This window comes from Lacticaseibacillus sp. YLM2-1 (assembly GCF_056583465.1).
This window is the reverse complement of record NZ_CM152617.1, coordinates 1992175-2012597: the sequence shown is the minus strand read 5'-3', so window position 1 is coordinate 2012597 and position 20423 is coordinate 1992175. Positions and strand designations below refer to the sequence as shown.

The following is a 20423-nucleotide window of genomic DNA, read 5'->3' as shown; positions in this document are numbered from 1 at the left end:
TACTCTAAGCAAAGCATTCTTTTATAAAGGAGGACACACGCCATGGTGACAATTACTGATCAAAAACCAACTATGCCCGAGGTTTTGGCACTTTATAAAAGTGTCGGTTGGAGCATGTATACTCGCGATCCTGCGCGACTTGAACGGGCACTGACCCATTCATTGACGGTGTTAAGTGCCTATGAGGGCAAACAGTTAGTTGGCTTAATCCGGGCAGTCGGTGACGGCGAAACCATTCTTTTTATTCAGGATCTGTTGGTTTTGCCAGAATATCAGCGTCGAGGTATCGGCAAACAATTAATAGAAGCTTTGCTGGCGCGGTTCCCTGAAGTGCGGCAGCGGGTTTTATTGACGGACGATGATCCGAAAACGCGAAGCTTTTATAAAGCCGCTGGGTTTGTGGAGAGTCAACAAATGGGCGTGATTGCTTTTTATCATGATCAGCATTAGCCATTCTTAGTTGGCAACAGCGTTATTGATAAACCGAATCAATCAACCTGTTTTCAAGCTGACGAATCCGCGCTGATTTGGTACAATCGAGGCAATCATTTAAGAGGAGGCTGATCATGAAAGCTGCGCATAAGTTGATTGTGATCACTGGGGCAACAGGGACTGGCAAAACGACGGTGAGTGGTTATCTTCGCGATAATTATCGCATCCACCGCGTGATGACGCACACCACCCGTCCGGCGCGCACAGGGGAAAAGAATGGGGTCGATTACTATTTCGAAACACCGGCGAGTTTTGCGACCAAACATTTTATCGAAAAAGTCACTTATGCTGGTTATGAGTACGGTTCCTCCCATGAATCGCTTGAAAAAAACTGGACCAAGCATCCCTTCCTTAGTATTGTTCTAGACACAAAAGGTGCCATTACCTATGTGCGTGAGTTGCCAAAGGAGGTCGTGGTCTTATTTTTAACAATTGATAACCCAACGGTATTAAAAGATCGGTTGTTGAGCCGTGGTGATGATCCTGCCATGGTTGCTGCGCGGTTGAAAAGTCCGGAATATAAACGCGATTTAACCTTGCCAGACGAACTAAAGCCGTTTGCCACTGTGATCAAAAATGACAGTTGGGATGAGGCGCGCGAGCAAGTGGATCAATTTATGAAAACCTTGGCTTTGAAAAGTTGCGGCCTTGCCCGCATCGATTTAGAACAAAAATAAGGCGCGAGCACCGGTGATCATCACCGTGGCTCGCGCCTTGCTACATTCTGTTTGAATAATGCGATAAAATTACTTGACTGGTTTCTTAACGGCTTTAATCACGCGTTTTGCCCGTGAACGGGTTTTCGGGTTTTTACTCTTCAACCGCCGTGCTGCGGATGCGTAGTCAGTTTTTTCTGCCATATTGCTTCCTCCTGTTTTGCGTGGTACACTAATGATTGATTAATCGTAATCAATACGATTTAATAGTCTACACGCCATTAATCAAAGTGTCAAGCTAAAGGAGTTCGCATGGATAACACAACGATTGCATTAGAAGAATTGAAACAGCACGGTTATCGCGTGACCAAGCAGCGTGAATCGATGGTTGATTATCTCGGCAGGAATCAGCATCGCTACACGGCGGTGACGATACTGGATCGTTATATGCGTACCCAATTTCCGGGAGTCTCTCACGATACTATTTATCGAAATGTCAAATCATTTATTGAGATGGGCATTGTTGAAAGCCGGATGCAAGATGATCAGATTGTTGTGAAATTACAGTGTGATTTCCAGCATCCGCATCACCACCACTTTATTTGTACAAATTGCGGGAAAGTGATCGAGTTGAAAATGTGTCCACTCAATTACTTCGAGAAACAAGTGCCGGGTGCAAAAATTCAAAGTCATAATTTTGAACTTTATGGGCTGTGTGCGGAATGCCAGCAACATGCAGACCGCCTTAAAAATGCCTAAGCGACAGGCGAGCATGTACATGTTGATGTATGTGCTTTTTTTATGAACGCAGGCGGCAGCGCTTTGAAGACACGGCGTCAGCGGAATGCGCCCCGAATGAGTTGAGGTGGAAGACGTTTAGGTGTACGTTGTCGGCTTCTTCCATCTTTGAATGGGAGCGTGTTATCAGGCCAGACATGACCACCATTTAAAGACCCCGGAAATGGCAACCTTGTCATCTTAGCAAGAACTTAAATGGTATCATCTAGTTATTGAGGTACAATTAAACGATGGATGAAAGGAGCTGGCTTCATGGCTTATCGTACCCCGCCATTATTACCACCGACTGCGATTGTGTCACTCATTGTTTTGATCAGTGCATATAACATTGTGAACACGATTAATCCGGTGAACCAACCAAAATCGGCGACTGAGCAAAGTGAATTGGTATCAAAAATAAAATCAGAATCTGCCTCGCGTGCTGGTCAGTCCGCGTCGTCACATGTTGCACCGAGTCAAGCTTCGGCGTCGCGGCAACCAGAGGCTAGCCAATCGCAGGCTGAAACTAGCAATCAAGATCAAAATGATGATAACAGCACCGTGAGTTCGGCTGCTTCAACGCAGGAACCAAGCAGCTCAGACACAACGTCAACCCCGTCTGCTTCTGCCTCAACAAGCGCAACAACGCCTAGTGAGCAGAATAATAATCAAAATAGTCAAGAAACAGACACAACCGGCTCTGGTGGTCAGTAACTCGCGGAAAGGATGAGATCATGTTAACTGTTATTGATATAATCAACCGCGTGTTGGGCTATTTTAACGTTGCCGACAAACCCAAGGGGAAAGCCTTCACGTGGGTGGCACTCATTGCCAACTTCTATTTACTATATGTGGCGATTCAAAACCTGCGCTATCCGGACTTTCGCATTCGCGGCGCACTGTTTATGCTTGCATTTGTTGTCTTTTTGTATTTTATTGGCTTGAACTTCTTATATTATTTTACAAATAAGACAACGAAGTTTGACATTTCACCCAAGGTTGAAAAATGGCTTGGCAGTAACGCTGCCAAAAAAACCGCTGTCGAAAATGAATTGCGCACACAATTGGGTGCAGCACCGGCCCAAGGCGTTTTTTCACAAGATCAATTGCTGACGGCCGATGTCACCATGACGGAGGAACAGCAAGCCAATTTGGATACGCTTGTCGATAGCCTCGTTAAACAAGGTGTGCTGAGTTTGAATTATCAAGGACTAGATGACAAAGCCGTTGGTCGTGTGGCGCAGGAGACGCAACAACCGGTTCTGGCGATTGGCGCACCGTTCCCGTTGCCATTCTTTGATCTACAGCACCTAGACAGTAAGCTTGTCATCACGGGCGGCTTGAATGCCTTAATGGCCAAGCCACTGGCCACCGTTGATCGGGTTGGTTTGTTGCCGGTCAAAGCGGCGCAGCGTGACTATCATCTTGTGGTTGCCAATGTCTTTTTGATCGGTGGTGAACAGAAGCTGCTGGGTCGAAGCGGCTTACGCAAGGAAGCGCAACCTTACAGTTTAACCGTGCAGTTGGCGTATCAGGACAAGGCAACTACTGGTGATCGGCAGCCTGAGCATGAGGCGGAGCCTTTGGATTCACAACACACAACGCGCGAAAGCCAACGCGAAACTGCTAAGATGACCAATGAGCCAGCCCCGTCAACCTCGCAGGCTGCATCCAAGCCCTTGCCGACTCGCGAAAGCAGACGGCATCGCCACGATGAATAAACTGTTATGAAATAGTTGTGCCATCAATTGAAAAAAGGCTACAGTCAGGACGACGTTACTTTTCTAGAAACGCAAAAGTGACGTTGGCCTGATTTTTTTGAGTGTGCGTTCGGTGATTAACCAGCGGCGGGCAATCAAGATAACTGTCCTTTTGAATGGTAGCAAGGCAATCATAACGTTTTAGGACTGATTCATTTGTCATAGAAGGGTAGCTACTGACGTCTGAGCGGTTTTAGATACCAGTGATCACAAGACCTTTTAAAACTTCATAGAACGCTCAGAAGTCCCAAATAAAGGCGATGAGAAGCTCTTCAAAGCAAAAAGGTTGTCATAATGAATAAGAAATATTTGCGCATTATTAAGTTTCTCTGTAAAATCCATGATAAGCATCAGTGAACCCAAGGAGGTCCTCGAACATGTCAATGATCGAATTTCATGACGTTAATAAGTACTTTGGTAAATTTCATGCTTTAAAGAATATCAATCTCACAGTTGATCGTGGTGAAGTTGTCACCATCATTGGGCCGTCTGGATCCGGCAAAAGTACCTTACTTCGTTGCATCAATGGGCTGGAGCGGATCACATCTGGACAACTAATCGTGAATGATTTTGACCTAGCTGACAAGAAAACCGATATGAACCGCATTCGCAAAAATGTGGGGATGGTTTTCCAGCATTTTAACCTGTATGCCAATAAGAATGTGTTGCAAAACGTGACCTTAGGACCAGATTTGGTTCTGAAACGAAATAAGCAAGAAGTTGAGCAGGAAGCGCATGATCTGTTGAAAATGGTTGGCCTCGAAAATAAAGCCGACAGTTTCCCAGGTGAGCTTTCTGGTGGACAGCAACAGCGGGTAGCTATCGCCCGCAGTTTGGCGATGAAACCTAAAGCTATTTTGTTTGACGAACCGACCAGTGCACTGGATCCGGAAATGATCGGCGATGTGCTGGATGTGATGCAGAAAATTGCCGAACAGGGGATGACCATGGTGGTTGTCACTCACGAAATGGGCTTTGCTCGTCACGTCGGTAATCGGATTGTCTTTATGGATGACGGCCAGATTCTGGTTGACTCGGCCAATGTCGATCAATTCTTTGATGATCCTCAAGAACCACGGGCCAAGGAATTTCTCAGTAAAATTATTAACCACTAAGGGCGTGAGCTGGGCGGTGAAAATGGCGTATAAACGGCCTTGAAAGTGATGGCCTTGGCCACTACGATCAAGTTCCTTATGCGCAGATTTCTACGCCAGCGATCGCGTTTAAAGAGGAGGAAGTTGAATGGCAAAATTGTGGAAACGCATGCTCCTGCCGTTGCTCTTAGTGTTGTTAATGATGCCACTAAGTAGTTGCGGCAAAAGTGTCGCCGATCGCGATATTTTAACAACTGCCAAGACGACAAATACGATTGTCTGGGGTGTTAAAGCTGACACCCGTTTGTTTGGACTGATGGATATCAAAACCGGTAAAATTGAAGGTTTTGATGTCGATATGGCTAAGGCAATCACGAAGCAGATCCTTGGTAGCAAAGGCAAGGCCCAACTGGTCCAGGTCACCAGTGATACTCGGGTGCCGATGATCAAAGGCGGCAACGTCGATGCGGTGATTGCAACGATGACAATTACGCCAGAACGTCAAAAGATTTTGGATTTTTCCGATGTTTACTTCAACGCTGGCCAAAGTATTTTGGTTAAAAAAGGCAGCCCGATTAAGTCCGTCAAAGACTTGAAGAAGGGGACAAAGGTCATCGGGGTGCAAGGCTCCAATTCCGTTGACAACGTTAAAAAGGCCGCACCAGATACCACCGTTTTGCAGTTGTCTGATTATGCGCAGGCTTTTACTGCGCTGAAGTCAGGGCAAGGCGATGCACTCACGACTGACAATGGCATTCTTTATGGGATGTCCGAACAAGATCCAAATTATATCGTCACAGGCGGTACCTTTACGAAGGAGCCTTATGGGATTGCGATCAACAAGGGTCAAAAACCATTTGTGCGGGCTGTCAATAAGGCGATTAAGCAACTTAAGCAAAACGGCACCTATGCCAAGTTAATTAAGAAGTGGTTTGGCGACGTGCCAGGCTTCAGTCTCAAGGAGGTGGAATAGCATGTGGTCAATTCTCACCAATAACTGGGGAACCTTTATGTCCGGTGTCGGTTACACACTGGCTTCCAGCATTCTCGGCTTGATTGGCAGTTTAATTGTTGGTACCTTGTTCGCACTCCTAGAAATTTCGCCATTCAAGAGTTTGCGGGTGATCGGGCGCATTTACGTTGAAATAGTGCGGAATATCCCGCTGCTAGTTATTACATTGGCTTTTTACGTGATCGTACCGCAGTTCATCGTTAAAATTGACGGTTTTACGGCTGGGACGATTGGTTTGCTGATTTACACCAGTGCATTCATCGCAGAAACGGTGCGTGCCGGCATCGAAGCTGTGCCAGGCGGGCAAATGGAAGGCGCTCGTAGCATTGGTATGACGTACAATCAAGCGATGATCCAGATTATTTTCCCGCAGGCTTTTAAAATGGTTATTCCGCCATTGGGCAATCAGTTCATCAACTTGGTCAAGAACAGTTCTGTCCTCGCTTTTGTTGCTGGGTTTGACCTGATGTACCAAGGCAAACTGATCGCCGCCACGACGTTTTCCACCTTCGATACGTACCTGATCGTTGGGGTATTCTACCTCGTGTTGACGATGCCACTAAGTTATCTGATGCGATATCTTGAGAAAAAATGGGTCACCGCCTAGAAAGGAGCAGGGCTTATGCATAATTTTATTGACGCGTATTCATGGATTAACCTGCGTTACCTGCTTCAAGGACTAGGGGTGACACTGGAAGTTTCGATTGTCTCGATATTTTTTAGCTTTATTCTGGGCGTGATTCTTGGCCTAGCACGTTACGTGAAAATTAAATATTTTTCAGCAATTGTAGGTTTTGTGATTGATTTGATTCGAAATCTGCCATTACTGCTGATTTTGTTCTTCACTTATTTTGCCTTACCTGACATTGGCATTCGCTTGAATGTTGTCGCTGCGGCGATTATCGCCATGAGCATTTTCGAATCGGCCATGCTCGCCGAAATCGTCCGGTCCGGCATTAACGCGGTGCCGCGTGGCCAGATGGAAGCCGCTCGCAGCAATGGGCTCACGTTCTATCAAGCCATGCGCTACATCATCATGCCACAAGCTTTGAAGAAAATGATTCCGCCAATCGTCAGCCAGTTTATCTCGCTGGTCAAGGACACATCGCTGGCCACCATCATTCTCTTGCCAGAAGCAACCTACCACGCGCAAATTATTTATGGGCAGAATATCAACTATATGATTCCGATGTTTGTGGCGCTGGCAGTGATGTACTTCGTGGTCAACTATGCCTTGTCACTGGCAAGTCGTTGGTTGGATCGGCGGCTCGTGCAGTCGAATTAGGTTTATGTTAGACTTTTAAACGTCGCACACGTGGCGGCGTTTTTTAGTATTTTGTGAACAAACGGCTAATGACGTGGTTGTATGTTTTAGCTGTGATATGATGTTGATGTGTTTAAATTGAAGTAATGGAGGCTACTACTTTGAGCAGCTACTTAGTGACTGGCGGAGCCGGTTTTATTGGAGCTAACTTAACCGAACTTTTGCTAACGGATCCATCTAATAAAGTTGTTATTGTGGATGATTTATCAATGGGGTTAAAACGAAATATCCCAAAATCTGATCGGGTGACTTTCTTTGAGCACAGCATTACCGATCATGATTTTATGTCAAAGTTGTTGATCGATGAGCACTTTGATTATATTGTCTTATTGGCGGCGATTGCTAGTGTTGCTGATTCCGTTGAGCGACCTTATGAGACGCATCAGGTTAATCAAGAAGCTAATCTAAGTATGCTAGAAACGCTGCGTGTCAATAAGATCCCATTTAAGAAACTATATTTTGCAAGTTCTGCAGCTGTTTATGGTGACTCACCAGAGCTACCGAAGAAAGAAACAATGGCGGTTAAACCATTAACTCAATATGCAGTTGATAAGTTTGCAACAGAACGTGAAGTCCTTAATTATGGTCGTCTATACAACATGCCTGTTGTTTGCACGCGTTTCTTCAATGTTTATGGCCCTAAACAAAATCCAAAATCACCATACAGTGGTGTTTTGTCAATCATGATGGATTCTCTTAAAGATGGTAAGCCATTCACTTTTTTCGGCGACGGCGAACAAACACGCGACTTTATCTATGTTGGCGATGTTGTCAGGGCAATTCGCGGTTTAGTGGAGACGCCAGATGCTCGTGATGATGTGTTTAACGTTGCCAATGGCCAGCAAACAACATTAAATCAGGTGGCTGCCGCGCTAGAAAATTTGACCGGCAAAAAACTAGACGCAACTCATAAGGCTCCTCGTCTTGGTGATATTCGAGACTCATATGCAGATGCAAGTAAGATCGATCACTTTGATTTTATGCAACATACGTCATTAAGTGAAGGCTTAGCGAAATATGTTGCGTCTGTTCAAGATAAGGCTTAATTATTAATTGCTGGTGATATGTAAGGGGTTTTTCAACATCTCTGATTGATGACAGCTTTCAGAGATGTTTTTATGTCACTGTAGGTATTTTAATTTCCTTAATTTACAGACCGGTATGCATCATCAATAAATTTACTTTAACAGTTGTATTTGGCCACTATAATTGATAACTTTGGAGATTTGTTCATGGCAAAACATCAGGCTCGTAACTTTAGATTCAAATTTCTTCTCGCGATGCTCATTGGTATTCTTATCGGTGGTTTGTGCAGCTTTGCCTATTATCATTTTGAAATCGTTCCACGAAAACAACAAGAAGTAGAAAAAATACGTCAAAAGTATGAGGCGGAACTTGTTGTTCAACGGGCGCAAGCGCAGCGTTACAAAAATGCCGCCAAAAAAGATAATTCACAAGACACTGCTTATCAAAAGGAAGTATCAACGACTGAGGGTAAAACCTTTGAGCAGCAGTTAGAGAATAAGGGCTTTGTGGGGTCCGCTCTTATTATTAAAAATGGCCAGATTATTTTAAATAAAGGATTTGGTTATGCAGATGCTAATCAAGGAAGAAAGAATGGGCCACAAACACTATTTCAAATTGGCTCAATCCAGAAAGGGCTGACGGCGGCCCTGTTAATGAAACTGGTTGAACAGGGCAAGGTGAAGCTATCAGATCCCGTTGGAAAATATCTTTCTGGTATTCGTACAGGAAATCAAGTGACGTTGAGAATGATGCTTGATATGCGAAGTGGCTTTCGACTTTCCACTTTGCAGAATCAAGTGTTGTCTGATGACGGGATTGTGCGGTGGTCCATCGAAAATATGCAGTATTATCCCCAAGAGTACTCTTATCAACCTGTTAATTTTGCCCTTTTGGCCGGCGTCATCGAAAAAGTTTCTGGAAAATCGTACAATGAGCTTGTTCAAAAGGAAATCATTAATAAAATTGGATTGTATAATACTGGCTTCATGCCGGGACTGTTGAAAGAACCAAATAGGGCGATTAGTTATACTGGCTCTGGTGAAAAGGCTGTCTACACAAATCCCTATACACAATCCGAAGTTGGGTATAATCGAGAACTTGGAACAGGCAACATTTATGCGACAACTGGGGATCTGTTTAAAATGTTAAACGGTATTGATCAAGGCCAGGTTTTTAAAAAATCTAATCTTGCTAAATTACGTGATCGTGGTGATGGACAATATACTGCTGGAGTTTATAACTACGACACGTACACGATGAGTCAAGGAGTTGTCGGTGCCCAAGCGGCAACAACAGCAATTGACAACAGTGGTAAGAATGCGGTTGTCTTGATGAGCAATAACATTTTACAAGGCATGGTATTACACAACTACGCGCAGCCATTTTTGGAAACGATTATGAAAACAAACTAATGTCACGATATGGACTTTGAAGAGCCTTCGCAAAGTTGAAATTGAAAATATATGAATTTTGGTCGGTGATGGTTGAATAGTACGCGTAATAAGTGGTCTTCACACCATATAAATTGTAAAGCACATTGCGACTTTTTTTAATTTTTGAAGGTCAATTACAGGTTTGAAAAGATGATTGATCTGTTGTTCTGGTATAACTTGTCAGTAAACTAGGAGGTCTTTTTTTCCTTCTTCAAAAAGTTAGATTCCATATTTATGTCCCATATATAGACAGAATCACGTAAGATGTCTTTTAAGCTTGAAATCTATGATCCGGTATAGAGAAATGGAAGGAGTTTTCATGCGAAATTCTAAAATCTTCCTACGGCGTTTTTTTAGTAGTATCGTCGTTTTTTGCTTTACGTGGGTTATCTTTACTTTTTTATTAATGCCAAGGATGGGTGCGATTTATTCACCATTTCGGATGAGTCATTCAGTGTTGCACACCATAATCCTCAATTTTGTTGCTGCTTTAATAGCGTTAATGGTACTTTTGGGTATTCGTCAGTTTACAAGGCTTGTCAAGAATAAGAAAGATTTGTCGGATAAAACTGCATGGGTGCTGCTGCTTTTAGAAATGATTCTTTACAGCGGGGGCATACTAATTTTTTTGAAATACATTGGGTACTATAAAACAGTAGATGATGCGCAAGTTGTTTATAACTGGGTTACACACTATACGGTTATAGATCCATGGACGCACCCTTCTTGGCTAATGCACTATTTATACGCGAATCCTCAAAACTTGTTTTTGGCTCTTACCTATAAGATGGTTAACCTTTTTCTAGGAAATGGTTTTGGGGGAATAGTCATTACATTTCTTGCCATCTATGTATTATCAATCGTTCTTTTGTTTTGCACAATGCGTGCTCTGAAACTTGACAACTGGATTTCCTTGATAATAATTCAACTGCTTCTAATTTCAATTCAAGTAACATTTCATGCGGCTATTGCTTACACGGATATTTTGGCTTTCTTTTTTACCTCCCTGACCGTTTATTGCTTTGCGCGCTACTTAGTGACTCATGGAAAACTCCAATTTTTTTGGCTTGGTCTAATCAGTTTATCTTCGTTTTTCGCATTTCTCAGCAAAGGAACGAGTTTAGTATTAATCATCGCACTTTCGATATTCATTTTTGTGTATAATCACCGTATTAAAAAGCTGACAGGATTTATTCCAATACTTGTATTATTATTAGGAAACTTTGGATGGACTCAAGCAATCAATTATTCAGGCGTCTACGTTGATGCAAATTATGGGCAACCCAATACGCATTATGTCATGATGGGATTAAGCAATACGCCAATCCCTGATAACCTTAGCGCTCGAGAGGCTGCAAATTGGTCTGTTGGTACATATGCAGCAAAAGATCAGGATTATTCCTGGAATCTTTTTTATAATCGTCACCTTTCAAAATCAGCAATTACTCAAAAACAAATTGCAGTTTATAAGCAGCGGTTGTTAGCTATGACCCCAGTCCAATTATGCGACGCCTTGAACAATAAAGTCTCAGTAGCTTGGGGATCGGGTGATCTCAAAACATCATTTAGTCTGATAAGAGGAACACATAATCAAGAACGAACCAACAAGATATTTTCAGAGGGTGTTAGTGGTTTAGTGATATACCTTATAATGACAGTCAGTCAGCTCATACTTTATCTTGGTGTTATAATGGCGCTTATAAAGAGTTGGAATAAGAAAGAGCCGGTATTGTTATTTGGTTCGATCTTTCTGAGTGGATATTTTGCATTCCTGTTACTTTGGGAGGTGAACCCCAGATATGCAATCGGAATATTCCCGATTGCCTTAATAATGATCGGAAAATCTTTAGGGCAGCAGACATCCTCTAAGCCAATGATTGAAAGGGAGAGCAGTCTTGAAGAATAAAAATGCATACAACGAAGGTTTTGATCTAGTTAAAAGCATTATGGCCCTTTTTGTTATTGCAATTCACACACTCTTGTTGAGTAGTAGCACAAAAATTGGATTAATGCTATTACCTTTGGTCCGAACGGCGGTACCGGTTTTCTTCTTGTTTAGCGGTTACTTCTTCTTTAAAAAAATGGACAAAATACCAGCAACAGAGCAGCTACCATTTTTGAAGCGGAATATCATAAGATATTTACAACTTTATGGTATTTGGTTTGTTATTACGTTTCCGGTTACAGTCGAGGTACGAAAATACTTTCAGCATGGTCTTACTCAAGGAATTCTAACCATTATTAGTAATTTCTTTCTTGGTTCAACGTTTATTGCCTCTTGGTACATCATGGGTTTGATCATTGGTATTCCAATCATATATTTATTAAGCAAGTTTATAAACAAATGGTTACTGTGTACTATTACTCTGGCATTAAATGTTTATTGTGTTTTACTAACAAATTATGGACAGACAGTGGTCGGAAAGTTGCTTTGGAGCTGGACTCAAAATCACTTTTTCGGATACTCGCCTTATTTAAGCTTTATTGTTGGTCTGCTGTGGTTAATGATAGGCAAGCTATTTGCAGATGGCGACCTAAAAGCACTGGTTAATAAACGATCAAAATATTTTGTGGGATTGTTTCTCGTTTTGCTTTATTTTGAAGAATATGGCACGTACAAAGCAGCGTCTTCTCTGTACACAGATTGTTTTTTTATGCTCATCCCCCTCTGTACTTTCTTTTTCGGCTGGATTCTTTCGACTCATTGGTCTGTTCCTGGAAGTTGGCATCTTCGTGCATTTAGTACGATCGCATATTGTTTTCACGCGTCATTTGCGGTTGTTTTGAAGTATCTGTTAATGACCGCGGGTATGCCAGTTCAACGTTTTCGTGAGTCGTTATTAGTTTGGTTTGTGACTGTTTTCGTGAGTTGGTTGCTTACGCTTCTAATTTTACGTTTAGAAAAAGTTCCGTTTTTCAAATGGTTAAGATTAAGCCATTAGAGCTATCAAGAACGGAGTGTTCAAGATGATCATCTTTTGCAGATGCAAAGTAGTTTCCAGCTCTTTGTATTGACAGATGGTTTGGTATATTATTTCAGGACTTTTTGACAGAATATAAATTTTGGTCGTTTTTAATGGGGCGTAAACGGTGCAAAAACTTTTTGATGGCTACCATGATTTCATAAAAATACTAGTATTTCCACTTTTCTTTTTGACTCTTTTTGGGGCGATTCGTGTACAGCAATTCGATTTTACGCTTGTTTCGCATTGGTTATTTAGTATAATTATTGTTTTAACTACTGTTATTGTCGTGACTATGTGCCTTTTTCGTAACAAATCTAAAGCCTTTTTTTCCAATGTTTATAAGATACTGCTTAAGCATATTGGTATTGTAGTTTGTACTTCGATGATCATGATTGTTGCTCTTCAAGTTTTAATATTGCTAAATACCCAAACCCCGATTGGTTGGGATGTCGGGGATGTCATGAACGCTGTTATACATCCTAGAAGTGGAATAGAGTATGTGTCCATTAACCCGAATAACTTATTCTTGATATCTATTCACCATAGTCTTTATCAGCTCTTTTTGTCCCAAGGAACCTCTTTAGCCACCACTTGGCTTTTTTTTCAAATATTGACTGCGATCGAATTGGATTTTTCGATAATTTGCATCGTCCTCTTCACATATAAAGTTTTCAACAGGAGAGTAGCACTTAATGCCTATCTACTTTTCTTTTTCCTTTTTATGCTAACACCTTATATTCAAACACCATATTCAGATATCGCAGTTTTGGTGCCTATTTCACTCGCCTTGCTATGCTTTGCCGGTTTGGAAACAGCGACTCATGTCTATTTGAAACTTCTTTTTGCAATCTTAATTGGTTTTCTTTTTGTGGTCGTTTATGAGACAAAGCCATCGGGGATTGTTTTGCTGATTGCTTGGACACTTGATGATATAACGCGAGAATTGCTCAATAAGCATAAATCTCGGAAGACGTTAAATTTAATTGTTGTGCTAGTGGTAATGTTAAGTTTTGTTGGAGGGCAATATGTTGCCTAGATTGCATAATTAAAGTTACCACCCAGAAAATGTGAAAAAAGACCTGTCCGTTCTTGCTAAAATGGTGTTTGCATAACATACCATCTAGAGAGAAGGACAGGTCCCATGGCCATTATAACCTTAATTGAACGATCTCAGATAGAACTGATGCAACACCACACGATTCAATACATCGCCGCGACCTTAGGCCGCTCTCGTATTTCTATTAGGCATGAGCTTCACCGTTGCCCTGAAGGTGATTACTGCGCCATTATAGCTCAGGATCATGCCGATACTTGTCGGCATCGTTGTGGTCGGCACTCGATTTTAACGCCTAAGTTGAAGCGGATGGTAACTGAGAAGCTAAACCTAGGTTGGTCCCCTGAAATGGTCGGTTATGCCGTTCACTGTGCGCCACACACGATTTACCACTGGATTTATCAAAGACAAGTCGATTTTCAGCCAAGCCAACTCTTTGATCACGGTAAACGTCATAAAAGAAGACAAGACCTTCGGTCGCGCTATAACCAAGCAGTAGGCACCTCAATTGAGATTCGCAGTGAGTCAGCTAATCGGCGAACCGAAAAAGGACATTTAGAGATGGATACAGTTCGCGGTGGTCGCGGGTCAAAGGCTGCTGTTTTGACCATTGTCGATCGGGTGACACGTTTAATGGCGACAACTAAGCTTGAAAACTTATCACAAAATGCTGTTCTCAAGGGATTTGCAAGACTGATGGTGGACTTTCCGGGTCCGGTTCGATCAGTGACGGTTGATCACGGTAAAGAGTTTTCCTGCGATCAGGCGCTTACAAAGCGCTATCGGATACCGGTTTACTTTTGCCACGCCTATCACCCGAATGAACGGGGCACAAATGAACGGTTCAATCGAGAACTTCGCTACTATTTCCCGAAGGGAACACAGTTTGATCAGGTTTCAGAGACCGATATTCAACAAGCCACAGCGCTTATCAATAACAAACCTAGAAAATGTCTCCGTTGGCAAACCCCAGTTCAAGCAGTGAGCAAGCCTCTTTCTAGGTGGTAACTTTATTATTGCAATCTAGGGTTGCTAATAAATTTGTGGAAACACATTCTCCCGTACGAGTAGTAAAAAATAGAGCTTTACCTTGGCAGCATTTTGTCTTGATTGGGATGACCGGCAATGGTGGGTATAATTCACCTATTAGGCACACAACCTTGGATTTTGTGACGACTAAAAAAATGGCTCAATATTCTTCACAACAAATTTCGAAGCGATTAAATACTTTGGGATTTGTTTCTTATCTTCAGTTTTTGGCTGGCAAGCAGATAAGGAATACCGACAGAGGTGATTTTTCTTGGGGGCAGGAAGGCATCCCGCAACCACCTTTTAATCGAACAAAAGGGTCACTTCAAGATCGCATTCGAAGTGTCTATTTAATTGGGGGCAGGCATCAGGTTGATATGAGCTTTTATTATCAGGTTGTTTGGCTGTTAGCATTGGTAGGTATTTTGTTGAGTTTGGTGAAGGTGAATCCGGTGAAAGACAAGTGGGTTAGCATCTTAATTCTTAGCATGCTGGGGGCTTTCTTATACTTGCTCTTATTTGAAGGTGGCCGCTCCAGGTATCTTATTCAATATTTGCCAACGCTAATACCCTTATCCGCTTGGGGATGGTATGTCAACACTGAAAAAAACATCGAAAATTAATTAATCGTTGATGGCCTTGTGAAATGATGAACCATTGATGCTATAATAACTGATGTTTTCAAATTGGGGAGGGGAAAAAATGAGAAAAGCTAAAATTATTCGGACACGACAGGTCGTTTCACCGTTATTGACATTGTTGGCGGCGGTTGCTTTATCAGGGGTTACAACCGTTCATGCTTCTGACAACACTGATAAAACGCCTGCAGTGAACGAATCAGTACAGAGTAGCGCTACTTCGCAACAAGAACAGGCAGCAGCAACCGATCGCAAGGCGGACACGTTGTCTGACGATGATCTTGAAAAGTTGATTGATCGCTCTGATGCGACACCGACACAGGATATCCTGAAGATGAAAGACGGGGTTCCTTCAGATCAACAAGAAGCGTGGTTGACAGTTGCTAAGCGCGTTGCAGATCAGGATTTGTCCACGAGTCATCGTGAACAGGTTATCTTGTACAATGAAACCAAGATTGTGGTGCCAGCACCTAAAGCGGCTGCACCAAGTGCTGAAAGTGATGCTTCGAATCAGGCAAGCAATGCTTCTGCGCAGAACCCAAGTTCTGCGGCCTCGAGTGCAGCTGCTTCATCAAGCAGTTCTTCGGCGGCGGCCTCTAGTAGCAGTCAAAGCAAGCCAGAAGCTGCACCGGCTAAAAATGAGGCGGCTAGTGCGGCAGCTACACCTGCACCGGTTACGGATAATCGTTATGTTTCCGTAACTGACAAAAATGCGGTGTTATATGCAGATTTAAATGGTACCAAGAAGCAGGAAGGCGCAGCTGTTTACCAGCGGACCTTTAAATCGCAAGCTAAGTATCAAAAAGATGGCGTTACTTATTTGGCCTTGTATGATGCCAATCAGACGTTGCAGGGTTACATGAATCAAGCGTCGATCAAAGTTGCGGCAGGTGCTGGTGGTGTTTGGACCAACGCTAGTGGCTATGCTAGTTTAACTAAACCTGGCCAAGATGTTTATGGCAATCTTGATACTAAGCAGGTCATTAAGAAAAGTGATGACGTCTTAGACAATACGTACTTTATTTCTGGGGCCTATCATCATCTTGATGGTCAAGTTTACTATTCACTCTATGACAGTCATAACAACTGGCTCGGCTATATGGCCGGTTCAGGTTTCGAAACGGTCAATAGTGCCGAAGGCGCTTGGGCAGCAGCTTCTGGTTATGCTAAGGTCGTGGATAAGAACTATGCGATCTACAATAGCTTTAAGTTTGACGCCACGGGTAGTACAGACCATTACTATCAGCAGTACTTTAAGAAGGTTGGCCAATACCATCATGTCAATGGAGCTGTTTATTATTCAGTCTTTGACCTATTCGGTCATTGGCTTGGCTATGTAAATAGTGCGGCTGTTCAAAATGTGACGATTGCCAACCCTGAAGGCACTTGGCAGGCAGATGACCGTTATGTGACGGTTACTGATAACCGAGCCACCTTGTACTCAGACTTTAATTGGACTAAGAAGCAAGCGGCAACAGATGTTATGTTGCAGACCTTCAAGTCAACCGGTAAGTACCATAATCTAAACGGTCTGACCTATTTGTCCCTGTATGACAAGGATGGAAACTGGCGTGGTTATATCAATCAACAATCAATCACAGCTGGGGTTTCTGATGGCGGGGCATGGTTGCCTGCTAATGCTTATACGACCTTTACAGCGGCAAACGTGAATGCCTATGCGGACTTTAATCAACAAAAAGTCGCTACTTCAGGTGCTGGATTGGTTAACCAAACGGTTAATATTTCGGGTCAATATCATGCCTTCGGTGGCGTTGTTTATTATTCGATCTATGACGTTCGTGGCAAATGGTTGGGCTATGTGGATGCTAGTCAAGTGAAAACGACATCAAGTGCAGCTGGACTATGGTTGCCACACGATGGTTATTTGACAACCACCCAAAGTGGTCAAATGATTTACACGAACTTGGATAGTTTTGCAGGTGGGCGGACGACCACGGCAAATTATCAAAGAACCTTCCGGATCATGGGCGAATATAAGCACTATAATGGTGCAACTTATTATTCACTTTATGACGGCAACGGCAACTGGATGGGTTATCTCAATTCAGCACTTGGAAGCGAGAGTAAAGAAGCACAAGGGGTTTGGATGAACTATAACGCCAACGTGCTCATTACAGCTTCAAACGCAGCACTGTATAGTTCTTTCTTTAATATGACCCGTGATACGTCATCGTTGTATGGCGGTGTTTATCAGGTCAGCGGCAAGTATAGTCATGTTAATGGGACCACTTACTACTCCCTGTACGACGGGAATCGTTGGTTAGGATATCTTGCTTCTTGGGCAACAACACCTTATATGGACTATTATGATTGGACGAAGCCTTCTCAATCTAAACCGTATCCAGATGTTAATATGTATCCTAATTTAAGCATTGAAGTCGATATTGCCAAGCAAAGAGTTTATATAAAGAATGGCTCAACAAACCTATATACTATGTATGCCTCGACGGGTATCGATAATTCAACACCACGTGGACATTTTGCGATTCAAACCGAACGCGGGTATAGTTTTTATAATGCCAATGAAGGAATGGGGGCCCGTTACTGGACTAGTTTTCTAGACCATGGCGTGTACCTGTTCCACTCTGTGCCAACGGATGCGAACGGCAATTACATTGTTTCTCAAGCCAAAATGCTTGGCAAACAACCCGGGTCACATGGATGCGTTCGTTTGACAATTCCTGATGCGCAGTGGATTAATGCTCATATTAAAGTGGGAACGCCAGTTTACATCTATTAACATAAAAGTGGTTGTCATAAATGAACACTAAAAGAGGACTCAAATAACGAGTCCTCTTTTTAATGGTCGAGTTGTAAAAAATATAGTAAACATTAAATTTAGAGCGGTTTACTGAACTGTTGCGCCTGCTACAGCGTTATCAACAAGTTGCTTTTCACTTGGTGTTTGGTAAAATTTTTGGACCAGTGCGTCAACCGTATAATTTTGCTCGATGTTAGACTGTGCAAAACTGAATACTTTAACGTTGTTGCCTTCTATAGTGAAAGTCATTTTTGACTCACCATTATGACGGGAAATGTATAGCTTACCCTCAGAGTCTTTCCCATAAACGATGGTGCTTGGTTCTTGAAGCATTTCGGAACCCCCACGGGCTGCGTAAACCATCATTGCAATTTGTGAATTGCTAACATCCACTGTCTTAGGCTTATAACTCGACGTTTGACCTGTGGTTGAGCTTGAAGCATCCGAAGCGCTCGACTTAGAATTACTTTCAGCACTGACGGTGTTCGTTGACGACTTTGATGAGCTAACTATAGACTGCGAACTCGCACGTTTAGAAGAAGAACGCTTGGATTTCGTAGTCTTCGTTTTAGAGCTTGAATCCTTCTGTACCTGCGAAGTGGGAACGTTATTTGTTGATGCTGCGACATGCCACCACCAGCCACCCAATCCTGCAATAGCGACAACTAAGACGGCGATGATCCAATATCTTTTTTTCATAAATATCCCCCTAATAGGCTAAATCTATTAACATTATGCCATAAAAAACGTGTCGTTTCAGTTTATACAAAAAATTTCATAGAAGTCTAAACTTTAAAGAATCTTAGATTTTGTTCTACAGGATTATTTTGAACTTTTCTAAGGAAAATTCATAGTCGCAAGAGTTGTTACAAGTTTGTATCACTGCCCGCCAAATATAGAATTATGGTATAATTTGCTGATGTGTTCAAGAAATGGCTTGCAGCAGTATGTTTGAATCCAGTTTGAGAGGGTTATTGTATGAAGCAGAAAACTGATTGGAGCGGAGTTCGTCGATGGTTAACAATCATTGTTGACGTTGCTCTGTTTAATTTCAGCATGTGGTTTTCATTTTATGTGCGGTTCTGGCCGCAAATTCCAGATCGAAATTTCTATACTTATGAGCGTTCCGCTGTTTATATTTCGGCGTTATTTCTCTTAGTTAACTTTCTTATCGGTGTTTATGTTTATTATAACCGCCGAATTAGCGACATCGTTTTCAACACAGTGCTCGGGCAGGGAGTCACAGTGCTCGGCCTGACTATGATTACCTTTATTGGTCGATGGTTTGCATTTCCCCGGACGATTCTGGCGATTTCATTCCTCGTTAGTGTTGTTGTTTTGGCAGTTTATCGGGTTGCGGTTTACTACCTTTACGTGCATTTTACCGCAGATAAACACGTGGCAGTTGTTTCTTATAAAGAGGAACTACCATCGATTTTAGAGAACTTTGATTCAGCAAAGAACAACAAACACAAAGTAACTTATGTTATCACGGATCATTTTGTTGAAAACACCAAAAAAATATTAGATAAAGTTGACATATTCTACTTGACGACAAGTCTTTCTGATGATCAACGACGGACAATTATTGACATGGTGATCAAACGTGAAAAGCATATCATGTTGCCTTCAACATTTGATAACTTGTTGATGCTCCGACCAAACATGATGAACTTTGAAGACGAGAGCATTATGGGTATCAGTGAGTTCAGAATTACGGCAGAAGATGCCGCTGTCAAGCGCTTTTTTGATATTTTGGTAGCACTGTTGTTATTAATTGTCACATCACCGCTGATGTTGATTACTGCGATCCTTGTCAAAGCAACATCTCGCGGCCCAGTTATTTACAAACAAACGCGAATCACGTTGAATCAACGAGAGTTTAAAATTTATAAATTTCGGACTATGAAGGCAGATGCAGAAGCTAAAACGGGACCGGAGCTCGCTAAAGACCATGATCCGCGGATTACTTCCGTGGGCAAGTATTTAAGAAAATTCCGCTTGGATGAACTTCCACAGATATTTAATGTGCTGAAGGGCGATATGTCCGTTGTTGGACCTCGTCCAGAACGACCATTTTTTGTTAACCAGTTTAATCGTGAGGATCCTCATTATTATCTGCGGCACAATGTTCGAGCTGGAATTACAGGCTATGCACAAGTCTATGGTAAATATGCGTCTGATTATCATAGTAAATTAAAATTTGATTTGCTTTACATCAAGGCATATAGCGTTTTTCTTGATTTTCGTATTCTACTGCAAACTGTGAAGATCCTTTTTGACAAAGTCTCTTCACAGGGGCTAGATGAAGATCAAACACCACAAATGGCAAAACTGCACGAGATTGTTGTGGACCAAGATATTAAGCATCTCGACTAAG

20 protein-coding genes are annotated in these 20423 nt (G+C 42.4%); 18 read left to right on the top strand and 2 right to left on the bottom strand.

All coding sequences use genetic code 11. The features are described from left to right. Positions 1-42: 42 nt before the first annotated feature. Together AC07KQ_RS09765 and AC07KQ_RS09760 are read left to right on the top strand one after the other, a co-directional pair. Positions 43-450, top strand: coding sequence for a GNAT family N-acetyltransferase (locus AC07KQ_RS09765; protein WP_003580091.1), 408 nt, complete (start codon positions 43-45; stop codon positions 448-450). Between the two features lie 116 nt (positions 451-566). After that, positions 567-1169 (top strand): nucleoside/nucleotide kinase family protein, encoded by a 603-nt coding sequence (locus tag AC07KQ_RS09760; RefSeq protein WP_003585182.1) that lies wholly within the window; start codon positions 567-569, stop codon positions 1167-1169. 69 nt (positions 1170-1238) lie between these two features. Here the strand turns inward: AC07KQ_RS09760 and AC07KQ_RS09755 are convergent, their stop codons facing one another. Next, on the bottom strand, positions 1239-1352 hold the full coding sequence (locus AC07KQ_RS09755) for a putative metal homeostasis protein (RefSeq protein ID WP_003566579.1): 114 nt from the start codon (positions 1350-1352) through the stop codon (positions 1239-1241). A gap of 108 nt (positions 1353-1460) precedes the next feature. On the opposite strand from AC07KQ_RS09755, the gene AC07KQ_RS09750 reads away from it, so the two are divergent. The 15 genes from AC07KQ_RS09750 to AC07KQ_RS09680 all read left to right on the top strand — a co-directional run bounded on the left by AC07KQ_RS09750 (position 1461) and on the right by AC07KQ_RS09680 (position 18022). Next, positions 1461-1907 (top strand): Fur family transcriptional regulator, encoded by a 447-nt coding sequence (locus tag AC07KQ_RS09750; protein WP_003566577.1) that lies wholly within the window; start codon positions 1461-1463, stop codon positions 1905-1907. A gap of 291 nt (positions 1908-2198) precedes the next feature. Next, positions 2199-2639 (top strand): hypothetical protein, encoded by a 441-nt coding sequence (locus AC07KQ_RS09745; protein ID WP_003580085.1) that lies wholly within the window; start codon positions 2199-2201, stop codon positions 2637-2639. A 20-nt stretch (positions 2640-2659) separates the two neighbouring features. Beyond that, positions 2660-3646, top strand: coding sequence for a DUF6681 family protein (locus tag AC07KQ_RS09740; RefSeq protein WP_003580083.1), 987 nt, complete (start codon positions 2660-2662; stop codon positions 3644-3646). A 416-nt stretch (positions 3647-4062) separates the two neighbouring features. Next, complete coding sequence (locus AC07KQ_RS09735; RefSeq protein WP_003566570.1) at positions 4063-4800, top strand: amino acid ABC transporter ATP-binding protein; 738 nt, start codon at positions 4063-4065, stop codon at positions 4798-4800. Between the two features lie 127 nt (positions 4801-4927). Then, on the top strand, positions 4928-5752 hold the full coding sequence (locus tag AC07KQ_RS09730; protein ID WP_003585179.1) for a glutamate ABC transporter substrate-binding protein: 825 nt from the start codon (positions 4928-4930) through the stop codon (positions 5750-5752). Between the two features lies 1 nt (position 5753). Further along, complete coding sequence (locus tag AC07KQ_RS09725; RefSeq protein WP_003580078.1) at positions 5754-6398, top strand: amino acid ABC transporter permease; 645 nt, start codon at positions 5754-5756, stop codon at positions 6396-6398. Between the two features lie 15 nt (positions 6399-6413). Further along, positions 6414-7076, top strand: coding sequence for an amino acid ABC transporter permease (locus AC07KQ_RS09720; protein WP_003575766.1), 663 nt, complete (start codon positions 6414-6416; stop codon positions 7074-7076). Between the two features lie 125 nt (positions 7077-7201). Continuing rightward, positions 7202-8161, top strand: a complete 960-nt coding sequence (locus AC07KQ_RS09715) for an NAD-dependent epimerase/dehydratase family protein (protein WP_172618962.1) — start codon at positions 7202-7204, stop codon at positions 8159-8161. 186 nt (positions 8162-8347) lie between these two features. Continuing rightward, positions 8348-9553, top strand: coding sequence for a serine hydrolase domain-containing protein (locus tag AC07KQ_RS09710; RefSeq protein ID WP_016382161.1), 1206 nt, complete (start codon positions 8348-8350; stop codon positions 9551-9553). A gap of 340 nt (positions 9554-9893) precedes the next feature. Further along, positions 9894-11480, top strand: coding sequence for a glycosyltransferase family protein (locus AC07KQ_RS09705; protein ID WP_019890543.1), 1587 nt, complete (start codon positions 9894-9896; stop codon positions 11478-11480). After that, a complete protein-coding gene (locus AC07KQ_RS09700; protein WP_019890545.1) occupies positions 11470-12516 on the top strand; it encodes an acyltransferase family protein in 1047 nt (348 codons plus the stop codon). Before AC07KQ_RS09705 ends, AC07KQ_RS09700 begins: the two co-directional genes overlap by 11 nt. A gap of 148 nt (positions 12517-12664) precedes the next feature. After that, a complete protein-coding gene (locus AC07KQ_RS09695) occupies positions 12665-13576 on the top strand; it encodes a glycosyltransferase family protein (RefSeq protein WP_019890547.1) in 912 nt (303 codons plus the stop codon). 105 nt (positions 13577-13681) lie between these two features. After that, positions 13682-14602 (top strand): IS30 family transposase, encoded by a 921-nt coding sequence (locus AC07KQ_RS09690; protein WP_003574021.1) that lies wholly within the window; start codon positions 13682-13684, stop codon positions 14600-14602. Positions 14603-14610: 8 nt separating this feature from the next. Then, entirely contained in the window at positions 14611-15246 is a 636-nt protein-coding gene (locus AC07KQ_RS09685; RefSeq protein ID WP_480156549.1) for a glycosyltransferase family protein, read from the top strand. Between the two features lie 79 nt (positions 15247-15325). Then, complete coding sequence (locus AC07KQ_RS09680) at positions 15326-18022, top strand: L,D-transpeptidase (protein ID WP_003585148.1); 2697 nt, start codon at positions 15326-15328, stop codon at positions 18020-18022. Between the two features lie 108 nt (positions 18023-18130). Here the strand turns inward: AC07KQ_RS09680 and AC07KQ_RS09675 are convergent, their stop codons facing one another. Further along, positions 18131-18742: a hypothetical protein gene (locus tag AC07KQ_RS09675; RefSeq protein ID WP_016382142.1), complete on the bottom strand. Its 612-nt coding sequence runs from the start codon at positions 18740-18742 to the stop codon at positions 18131-18133. A gap of 279 nt (positions 18743-19021) precedes the next feature. Here AC07KQ_RS09675 and AC07KQ_RS09670 point away from each other — a divergent pair, with 279 nt between their 5' ends. Next, complete coding sequence (locus AC07KQ_RS09670) at positions 19022-20422, top strand: sugar transferase (protein ID WP_149591257.1); 1401 nt, start codon at positions 19022-19024, stop codon at positions 20420-20422. Position 20423 lies beyond the last annotated feature (1 nt).

Coding starts and splice junctions, on each gene's coding strand:
- AC07KQ_RS09690 (WP_003574021.1), top strand. CDS start 13,682: ATGGCCATTATAACCTTAATTGAACGATCTCAGATAGAACTGATGCAA.
- AC07KQ_RS09675 (WP_016382142.1), bottom strand. CDS start 18,742: ATGAAAAAAAGATATTGGATCATCGCCGTCTTAGTTGTCGCTATTGCA.
- AC07KQ_RS09735 (WP_003566570.1), top strand. CDS start 4,063: ATGTCAATGATCGAATTTCATGACGTTAATAAGTACTTTGGTAAATTT.
- AC07KQ_RS09730 (WP_003585179.1), top strand. CDS start 4,928: ATGGCAAAATTGTGGAAACGCATGCTCCTGCCGTTGCTCTTAGTGTTG.
- AC07KQ_RS09670 (WP_149591257.1), top strand. CDS start 19,022: ATGAAGCAGAAAACTGATTGGAGCGGAGTTCGTCGATGGTTAACAATC.
- AC07KQ_RS09755 (WP_003566579.1), bottom strand. CDS start 1,352: ATGGCAGAAAAAACTGACTACGCATCCGCAGCACGGCGGTTGAAGAGT.
- AC07KQ_RS09750 (WP_003566577.1), top strand. CDS start 1,461: ATGGATAACACAACGATTGCATTAGAAGAATTGAAACAGCACGGTTAT.
- AC07KQ_RS09680 (WP_003585148.1), top strand. CDS start 15,326: ATGAGAAAAGCTAAAATTATTCGGACACGACAGGTCGTTTCACCGTTA.
- AC07KQ_RS09745 (WP_003580085.1), top strand. CDS start 2,199: ATGGCTTATCGTACCCCGCCATTATTACCACCGACTGCGATTGTGTCA.
- AC07KQ_RS09740 (WP_003580083.1), top strand. CDS start 2,660: ATGTTAACTGTTATTGATATAATCAACCGCGTGTTGGGCTATTTTAAC.
- AC07KQ_RS09715 (WP_172618962.1), top strand. CDS start 7,202: ATGGAGGCTACTACTTTGAGCAGCTACTTAGTGACTGGCGGAGCCGGT.
- AC07KQ_RS09760 (WP_003585182.1), top strand. CDS start 567: ATGAAAGCTGCGCATAAGTTGATTGTGATCACTGGGGCAACAGGGACT.
- AC07KQ_RS09765 (WP_003580091.1), top strand. CDS start 43: ATGGTGACAATTACTGATCAAAAACCAACTATGCCCGAGGTTTTGGCA.
- AC07KQ_RS09705 (WP_019890543.1), top strand. CDS start 9,894: ATGCGAAATTCTAAAATCTTCCTACGGCGTTTTTTTAGTAGTATCGTC.
- AC07KQ_RS09720 (WP_003575766.1), top strand. CDS start 6,414: ATGCATAATTTTATTGACGCGTATTCATGGATTAACCTGCGTTACCTG.
- AC07KQ_RS09725 (WP_003580078.1), top strand. CDS start 5,754: ATGTGGTCAATTCTCACCAATAACTGGGGAACCTTTATGTCCGGTGTC.
- AC07KQ_RS09710 (WP_016382161.1), top strand. CDS start 8,348: ATGGCAAAACATCAGGCTCGTAACTTTAGATTCAAATTTCTTCTCGCG.